The sequence below is a fragment of the Micropruina sp. genome, from assembly GCF_027492755.1.
Classification (GTDB): domain Bacteria; phylum Actinomycetota; class Actinomycetes; order Propionibacteriales; family Propionibacteriaceae; genus Micropruina.
This window is the reverse complement of record NZ_JAPUED010000165.1, coordinates 1-8,300: the sequence shown is the minus strand read 5'-3', so window position 1 is coordinate 8,300 and position 8,300 is coordinate 1. Positions and strand designations below refer to the sequence as shown.

The window sequence follows — 8,300 nt, the reverse complement described above, 5'->3', positions numbered from 1 at the left end:
CTCGACCAACGGTTCCCGGGTCTCGACCGAGGGGGCGGACTCACCGAGGAGCTCAGCGGAGCTCCGGCTCCGAGGTGGCGGAGAGCCACAAATGGCTGATCGCCACCGTGTACAGCGTGGTGCCGATCATGTGGGCGAACACCACACCCATCGGCAGGTGGTTGAAGTACTGGGTGTACCCGATGATCGCCTGCAGCACGGCGGTGCCGATCACTCCGAGGGCAGCCCGCTGGAGCCGCCGGACGCCGCGCGCGGCGTAAGCCAGCCAGAGCGTGATCGCCAGGGTGATCCACATCGTCACCGAATGCAGGCGGGCCACCTCGCTCAGGTCGAAACCGTTGCGCTGCGCCGCGCCGTCGCCGGAATGCGGTCCGGCACCGGTGACCACGGTGCCCAGGTACATCATCGCCAAAGACAGCCAGAACACCGCCTGGGTGGCGAGCCGCAACCGCCGCGGGACGCCGACCGGACGCAGCTCGAAGGCGTCGTGGACGACGGTCACGCAGGCCACGATCAGGCCGACCGAGAGCACCATGTGCAGCCCGACCACCCACGGATTGAGCTCGGTGAGCACGGTGATTCCGCCGATCACCCCCTGGAAGCCGATGCCCAGGCCGATCACGATCGTCAACACCCTGATCCGTCGCTCCCTGACCGTGCGGAACGCGGTGATCGCGGTGCCGAGCGCGATGATGATCAGCACGAAGGTGAGCGTCCGGTTGCCGAACTCGATGAACGCATGCCATTCGGCCTCGGGCTGCGGCACATACGAGCCGGCGTCGCACTCGGGCCAGGTGGAGCAGCCCAGCCCCGACTTGGTCAGCCGGACCAGCGCGCCCGTCCAGACGATCACCATGTTGGCGATCAGGTTGGCCACTGCCCAACGGCGCAGACTCCGCCGGCCGGTCAGGAGGTCCATCGGAACACCTTTCGTGCGATCAGGGTGAGTGCGGCCGCCCAGGCGGCCAGGATCAGCAGTGCGAGCGGTGCGAGGGCGCCCTCGGACGCCGCGCGCAGGGCGGTGCCCAGCGCCGCGGTCGGCAGCCAGGGCGGCTGGTCGACGATCAGTCCGCCGAGCGCCAGGCCGGCCAGATAGACCAGGTTGGCCAGGGCCAGGGTGACCTCGGCCTTGAGCGTGCCGGCCAGCAGCAGCCCGAGCCCGGCGAAGGCGGCGATGGCGAGCACGGTGGCCAGCACCGCGCTCAGCGCGCCGGCCGCCGTCCAGACCGGACGCCATCCGCAGGCCACCGCGACGAGCGCCAGCAGCGTTGCCTGGATCGCGACCAGGGTGGTGGCCGCCAGCGACTTGCCGGCGATCAGGTCGGCGCGGGTGAGCGGGGTGGCGACCAGCCGTTCCAGGACGCCGTAGCGGCGCTCGAAGCCGGTGGCCACCGCCAGCGAGGTGAATGCCGTCGACCAGGTCGCGACCGCCACCACCGAGGCCGGGAACACGCGGGGATCGAGGCCGAGACCGGGACCCCAGGCCAGCCCGCCGAGCAGCAGGCCCAGCGGAATGGCGAAGGCCAGCAGCAGCTGTTCACCGTTGCGCAGCAGCATCCGCAGCTCCATCGCGGCATGCCGCAGCACCCGGGTCGGGTTCACACCGCACCCCCGGTATGGCGCAGGAAGACGTCCTCCAGGGACGCCTCGGCGGTCAGTTCGGCGACGGTGCCGGAGATGGTGACGCGCCCGGCGTCCATGATCCAGACCCGGTCGGCCAGCCGGGCCGCCTCGTTCATGTCGTGGGTGGTGAGCAGCACCGAGACGCCGCGCCCACGCAGGCCGGCGATGACCTCCCAGGTGCGTCGCCGAGCATGCGGATCCATGCCGGACGTCGGTTCGTCGAGCAACACCAGGTCGGGGCGTCCGACCAGTGCGCCGGCCAGGTTCACCGCCTGCTGTTCTCCGCCGGACAGTCGCCGGTACGGACGATTCAGCAGCGGCCCGAGGGCGAGCGCCTCGACGAGTTCGTCCACCGGCACCGGATCGGGGTAGAGGCCGGCCAGGTAGCGCAACAGTTCGCCGGGCCTCACCGCTGACCAGGCGCCCACCGACTGCGGCATCAGGCCCAGTCGCTCGTTGGCGCCGCCGGGCGGCCCGCCCAGCACCCGGACGCGGCCGGCGTCCGGGCGGAGCATGCCGGTGAGACAGCGCAATGTGGTGGTCTTGCCGGCCCCGTTGGGGCCCAGCAGGGCGGTCACCTCGTCGGTCGCCGCCGTCCAGCTCAGCGCGTCGAGCACCCGTCGTCCGCCCAAGCTGACGGTGACCCCGTCCAGCTCCAGGGCGTACGAGGGGATCACCGGGTCAGCATATGCCGCCACGCCGACCGCCACCGCCCGGTTCCCATAGTGCTGTTCGACGACGGACTTCCTAGTAGCTGTCGCGTTCGATGCCGACCATCACCGCATGGGAGCCGAGGCTCCGGCCGGAGCCCAGCGCGGCCTGGAGATCGTCGACGGGAACCCCGTCGACCTCGGGCTCCGCGGCGTCCGGCTCGGCGAGCTCGGCGGCGGTCGGCAACTCGCGGTCGATCAGCATGCCGTAGAACGACCGCCAGACCATCACGCACAGGGCGACGAAGAAGACCGCGGCCAGCGTCCAGGTGAGTGCCTGGTAGCCCTGGGCGTTGAGGCTGACCGCCAACTCCACGGCCAGCAGGCCGAACAGCGTGGTGAACTTGATCACCGGGTTGAGCGCCACCGAGGAGGTGTCCTTGTACGGGTCGCCGACGGTGTCGCCGATCACGGACGCGTCGTGCAGGTCGGTGCCCTTGGCAGCCAGGTCGGTCTCGACGATCTTCTTGGCGTTGTCCCAGGCGCCGCCGGCGTTGGCCATGAAGATCGCCTGGTACAGCCCGAACAGGGCGATCGAGATCAGGTAGCCGATGAAGAAGTACGGCTCGACGAAGGCGAAGGCCAGCGCGGCGAAGAAGATGCCCAGGAAGATGTTCAGCATGCCCTTCTGGGCGTACTGGGTGCAGATCTCGACCACCTTGCGCGAGTCGTCCACGGAGGCCCGCGAGCCGCCGTCCAGCTTGATCGTGTCCTTGATGAACTCGACGGCCCGGAACGCGCCGGTGGTGACGGCCTGGATGGATGCGCCGGTGAACCAGTAGATGACCGCGCCGCCGGTGATCAGGCCCAGCAGGAAGGGGGCATGCAGCAGCGACAGCTTGTCCAGGTTCGCGGTCATGCCGTGGGTCAGGCCCATGATGATCGAGAAGATCATCGTGGTCGCACCGACCACCGCGGTGCCGATCAGCACCGGCTTGGCGGTCGCCTTGAAGGTGTTGCCGGCACTGTCGTTGGCCTCCAGCAGTGCCTTGGCGCGGCCCCAGTGCGGGGTGAAGCCGTAGTCGGCGCGGATCTCCTCGGCGGCACCGGGGCGTTCCTCGATCACGCTGAGCTCGTAGACCGACTGGGCGTTGTCGGTGACCGGGCCGTAGGAGTCGACCGCGATGGTGACCGGGCCCATGCCGAGGAAGCCGAACGCGACCAGGCCGAACGCGAACACCGCTGGAGCCACCATCAGCGCGCCCACCCCCAGCCCTGAGATCAGGAAGGCCACCGCCATCAGCGCGATGATCGCGATCCCGAGCCAGTAGGCCGAGAAGTTGCCGGCGACCAGCCCGGACAGGATGGTCAGGGAGGCGCCGCCCTGGTGGGAACTCTTCACCACCTCTTCGGTGTGCACCGAGTTGGTGGAGGTGAACACCTTGACCAGTTCGGGGATCAGCGCGCCGGCCAGGGTGCCGCAGGAGACGATGCTGGCCAGCTTCCACCACAGGGTGCCGTCGCCGAGGTCGGCGATCAGCAGGTACGAGGTCAGGTAGGTGGCGGCGATGGAGGCCACCGAGGTGATCCAGACCAGGTTGGTCAGCGGACGCTCGAAGTCCATCGTGCGCAGGTGGCGGTACTTCGCGGTGGTGATCACCGCGTTCACCTCATACGACGCCGCGGACGCCAGCACCATGATCGCCCGGACGAAGAAGACCCAGCAGAGCAGCTGCACCTGGACCAGCGGTTCGTGCACCGCGAGCAGGATGAAGGTGACCAGGGCGACGCCGGTGACGCCGTAGGTCTCGAACCCGTCGGCGGACGGGCCGACCGAGTCGCCGGCGTTGTCACCCGCGCAGTCGGCGATCACACCGGGGTTGCGGGCGTCGTCCTCTTTGATCCGGAAGACGATCTTCATCAGGTCGGAGCCGACGTCGGCGATCTTGGTGAAGATGCCGCCGGCGATCCGCAGCGCGGAGGCGCCCAGCGACTCGCCGATGGCGAATCCGATGAAGCACGAGCCGGCGATCTCGCGGGGCAGGAACAACATGATCGCGAGCATCATGAACAGTTCCACGCTGATCAGCACCATGCCGATGCTCATCCCGGCCTTCATCGGGATCTGATGCAGCGGCAGCGGACGGCCGCGCAGCGCGGCGAAGGCCGTCCGGCTGTTGGCGTAGGTGTTCAGTCGGATGCCGAACCAGGCGATGCCGTAGGAACCGGCCATGCCGACGATGCTGAACGCCAACACGATCGCCACCCGGCCCCAGCTCAGGTCGGCCAGGAATTTGAAGTAGGCCAGGATCACCGCACCGATGAAGGCCCACAGCACCAGCAGGAATTTGCCCTGCTGGATCAGGTAGGCCTTGCAGGTCTCGTAGATCAGTTCCGAGACCTCGCGCATCGCGGTGTGCACCGGGAGCCGCCGCACCTGGACGAACCGGACGATGCCGAAGGCCAGACCGGCCAGTGCGATCAGCAGGCCCAGGCCGAGCAGCTGCTTGCCGGTGAGCACGCCCAGGAAGGTGGCCTGGTCGAGGTCGGGCAGGCTCAGGTTGGCCTCACCGCCGCCCGCCGGCGGGGGCGGTGCCGTGGCGCTGCCGGAGCAGCCGGCCAGAGCGAGGCCGAGCAGGGCGCTGAGCGAGAGCAGAGCGGCACGCGTCCGCTCGGAAACAGGGTGCGAAGCCGCGGTCACGAGATCCTCACGAGATGTCACGGGCGGCCGGCGTTGGCCGTCTACGCGATTCAAGCTACTACCGGGCGTCGTAGTCGTCCGCGGCTTCGCCGGAAGGTCACAGGGCGGTCAATGACGTCTCAGCGGCCGGGCACCGCTCGTCGGTTGAGCTTGTCGGAACCGCCGGTCACTCCGTCATCCCGGGCTCCGACCCCGGGATCTCGGGCGGGAGAGATCCCGGATCAGGTCCGGGATGGCGATTGATCAAGTCCGCGATGACGACGGAGGGGCTTTGATCGGCACTTCCCTAACACAGCCCCAGTTCCAGAGCCCGGATGGCCAGGGTCACCCGGTTGGTGGCGCCGAGCTTCTCCATCAGCGCGGTGACGTGGTATTTCACCGTCGAGGGCGACAGGTACACCTCGCGCGCGATCTGCTCGGTGGTGCGTCCCTCTCGGATCAGCAGCAGAATCTTCCGCTCGGTGGGGCTGAGCAGCTCGGCCAGGTCGGTACTGGGCCGCCGGTCCACCAGGCCGGCGCCGGCGCCGCCGAGCACGGCCAGCCCGTGCCGGGCCGACTGCACCGCGTGGACGATCGCCTCGGGCGCCAGGTCCTTGGGCAGGAAGCCGAGGGCTCCGGCGTTGAGCATGGCCGCAGCGGCTTGCGGATCGGCCAACGAGGTGAGCGCCAGTACCTGCGTCCGCGGCGATGCCGCGCGCAGCAGCCGGGTGGTCTCCGGGCCGTCCGGGTCGGGCATGACGATGTCGACCAGCGCGACGTGTGGCTGGTCGGCGGGCACGGCCGCGACCGCGTCGGTTCCCGACCCGTAGGAGCCGCGGACGACCAGGCCGGGTGCGGCGTTCAGGCAGTTGGTCAGCATCGTGCGCACCAGCGGGTCGTCGTCGACCAGGATGACGCGGGTCATGTCCGGGCCGCGATCGGGATCATCACCCGGGTGATCCAGTGGGTGCCTTCCCGGCGGGCCTCCAGCTGGCCACCGACCAGCGCCAACCGCTCCGCGGCGCCGAGCAGTCCCAGCGGACGCGCTGAGCCGGACGGGCTGCCCGACTCACGCACCTCATTGATGAATGCGAGATCGACGGAGTTGGCGTCGATGCAAACGGTCAGCACGCACGGACGGTCTGTCGCCCCGTGCCGTTCGACGTTGGCCGTGGCTTCTTGCACGATCTCGCTGAGCACTCGGCCCGGTTCCGGGGGCACGTCGTCCAGGCTGCCGTCGATCGACGTGCTCACCTGAAAGCCGTGCGACTGCAGCTGCGCCACGCTGTCGCGAACAGTCCCGGCCAGGGAACTCTGTGCGCCGGTCAGCAGTTCAGCTTCGGAATCGGAGTCGCGCAGGGCGCCCAACATCCATCGGAGTTGCCCGGCGGCCTCGCTGACCTGCTCGGCGACCGACCGGAGCTCGGTCGGGTCGCCCGAGGCTGCCGCGTCGTGGATCTGTCGGGAGACCCGGGCGAGGCTCCGCGCGATCGTGTCGTGGAGTTCGCGGGCCAAGGCGAGGCGCTGTTGAGCCAGTGCGGCGAGCCGCGCCTGCTCCTGGGCCTTGTCGAACGCCGCGATCGCACTTCCGATCAGCCACATGACCGCGAAGAGGGCAGCCCAGGCCAGGGTGCTCAGGATCGGCTGGATACCGGTCTGATAGAGCTGGAACTGCCGGATGGCAAGGATCGTCAGGTAGCCGGCGGTGAGCATCGCCCGGGTGCGCCGCTGGCTGCGGATTCCGGTGCCGAGGACGACGATGAGGGCGGCATAGTCGCCCATCTCGGTGAACTGGTAGGGGACCACCACGTAGATCAGCAGGATGATGCCGAGCGCAGCGCCGGCGGCCCGCGGCCAGCGGAGCGTCAACGCGGCCGCCAGGCAGGCCGCCAGATCGACCACCAGGCCCAGTGGACCGCCGAAGTTCAGCCCCATCGGTACTGTCACGGCGGCCAGGATGGCCAGCAACGCGAGGTCGAGAGTTCCACCGAGGAGCAGTCGATGTGTTCGCGTGGGCCGCATGTGGCATATCAAACCCTGTCTGTCGGCTCGAGCCAAGCTCGGTGCGAGCCGCACGGCTAGTCGGCCATTGGTTCGACATCGGCCCATTCGCTTCGGACAAAAGATCAGTCCTGGCCTATTTGGACGGCGTGTCGCAGACGGCAGATGTCATCGTCGGACATGCCAAGAACACAACCGCGTCACCCTCGCAGCCGCCTCGTGCTTGTCCCACACGTGGTCGCGGCCGTACTGGTGGCAACGGTGGTGGTGGGAGTCACGTCGAGCCAATCCAATGACATGGACTGGTGCGAAATGTTCCCGTATTGGCCGGGCTGTCCGCACGCTGGCTCGGCCAGGCAGTAACGAAAGTCGCGATGGCGCCGCCAGCGGCATCGGTCGTCCAGGAGGGAAGATGACTGACGCCTGGTTTCTGGCCGGCGCCATCGCGCTTGGCCTCGTCCTGCTGCTGGTCAAAGCCGCGCGCTGCGCGCGCTCCGGAGCCTTCACGGCGTCCGCACGTTCTTCCGGCGTCGCACACCACCCCACAACGCGGACGGGGCGGCGGCGAGACTAGGTCATCAGCACCCCGGGCGACGGTCTCGACAGGGTCGACCACGGAGGGCTGGCAGGCTCAGGCAAGGCCTCCCGTATCACCGTGCGGGACGCGAAACCAGCGCTGACGCCGTAGCCAGGGTTAGGCGATCCTAAGAAGTTTGACCCTGGCGCGGATTCGACAAGAATGTTCTTGTGAAAAAGGAAGCGGTCACCAAATCCGGCGTCCCGACGCCGGTGGCCGAGTCCGACGCGTCCACCCGGGCTCGCGTCGCCCGGTCCATCCTGCAGCACGGCCCGTCGACGGCGTCCGAACTGGCCCAACGGCTGCATCTCACTCCCGCGGCCGTCCGGCGGCACCTGTCGGTGCTGATCGGTGTCGGCCATCTGAGTTCGCGCCAGCAGCGGGTCTATGGTGCCCGCGGCCGGGGCCGTCCGGCCATGGTGTTCGAGCTCACCGATGCCGGGCGGGCCGAGTTCCCGCACGCCTACGACACCTTGGCCATCGACGCGCTCAGCTTCGTCCGCGAGTCTCTCGGCCCGGACGGCGTCCAGCGGTTCGCCGAAGAGTTCGTCACCGGCATCGAGACCAGATTCAACGAGCTGCGTGGGGAATACGACAATCCCACCGACGCGTTGGTGAAGGCGTTGAACGATGCCGGCTACGTGGCCTCGGCTCATCCCGTGGCCAGCGGCAAACAGCTGTGCCAGCATCACTGTCCGGTCGCCCTGGTGGCGGCCGAGTTCCCCGAGTTGTGTGAGGCCGAGACCCGTGTCTTCGCCCAACTCCTGGA

The 8,300-nt window shown here is 68.7% G+C and carries 7 protein-coding genes; 1 reads left to right on the top strand and 6 read right to left on the bottom strand.

The annotated features are described in order from the left end of the window. Window positions 1–52: 52 nt before the first annotated feature. The 6 genes from Q0066_RS11575 to Q0066_RS11550 all read right to left on the bottom strand — a co-directional run bounded on the left by Q0066_RS11575 (window position 53) and on the right by Q0066_RS11550 (window position 6,900). Window positions 53–919: a COX15/CtaA family protein gene (locus tag Q0066_RS11575; protein WP_298133045.1), complete on the bottom strand. Its 867-nt coding sequence runs from the start codon at window positions 917–919 to the stop codon at window positions 53–55. Further along, window positions 907–1,602: an ABC transporter permease gene (locus Q0066_RS11570; RefSeq protein ID WP_298133044.1), complete on the bottom strand. Its 696-nt coding sequence runs from the start codon at window positions 1,600–1,602 to the stop codon at window positions 907–909. Before Q0066_RS11570 ends, Q0066_RS11575 begins: the two co-directional genes overlap by 13 nt. Continuing rightward, window positions 1,599–2,297 (bottom strand): ABC transporter ATP-binding protein, encoded by a 699-nt coding sequence (locus Q0066_RS11565; RefSeq protein WP_298133048.1) that lies wholly within the window; start codon window positions 2,295–2,297, stop codon window positions 1,599–1,601. Before Q0066_RS11565 ends, Q0066_RS11570 begins: the two co-directional genes overlap by 4 nt. 73 nt (window positions 2,298–2,370) lie before the next feature. Further along, entirely contained in the window at window positions 2,371–4,929 is a 2,559-nt protein-coding gene (locus Q0066_RS11560; protein ID WP_298133047.1) for a sodium-translocating pyrophosphatase, read from the bottom strand. A gap of 331 nt (window positions 4,930–5,260) precedes the next feature. Next, a complete protein-coding gene (locus tag Q0066_RS11555) occupies window positions 5,261–5,878 on the bottom strand; it encodes a response regulator transcription factor (RefSeq protein WP_298133041.1) in 618 nt (205 codons plus the stop codon). After that, complete coding sequence (locus Q0066_RS11550; RefSeq protein WP_298133039.1) at window positions 5,875–6,900, bottom strand: histidine kinase; 1,026 nt, start codon at window positions 6,898–6,900, stop codon at window positions 5,875–5,877. The genes Q0066_RS11555 and Q0066_RS11550 overlap by 4 nt, the downstream gene beginning before the upstream one ends. Before the next feature lie 801 nt (window positions 6,901–7,701). On the opposite strand from Q0066_RS11550, the gene Q0066_RS11545 reads away from it, so the two are divergent. Beyond that, window positions 7,702–8,300 (top strand): helix-turn-helix domain-containing protein (locus Q0066_RS11545; protein ID WP_298133037.1); only part of this gene is annotated, 599 nt, incomplete at its 3' end.

Bases quoted from the DNA above. Each gene is read 5' to 3' on its own strand.
- Q0066_RS11555 (WP_298133041.1), bottom strand. From the start codon at position 5,878: ATGACCCGCGTCATCCTGGTCGACGACGACCCGCTGGTGCGCACGATG.
- Q0066_RS11575 (WP_298133045.1), bottom strand. From the start codon at position 919: ATGGACCTCCTGACCGGCCGGCGGAGTCTGCGCCGTTGGGCAGTGGCC.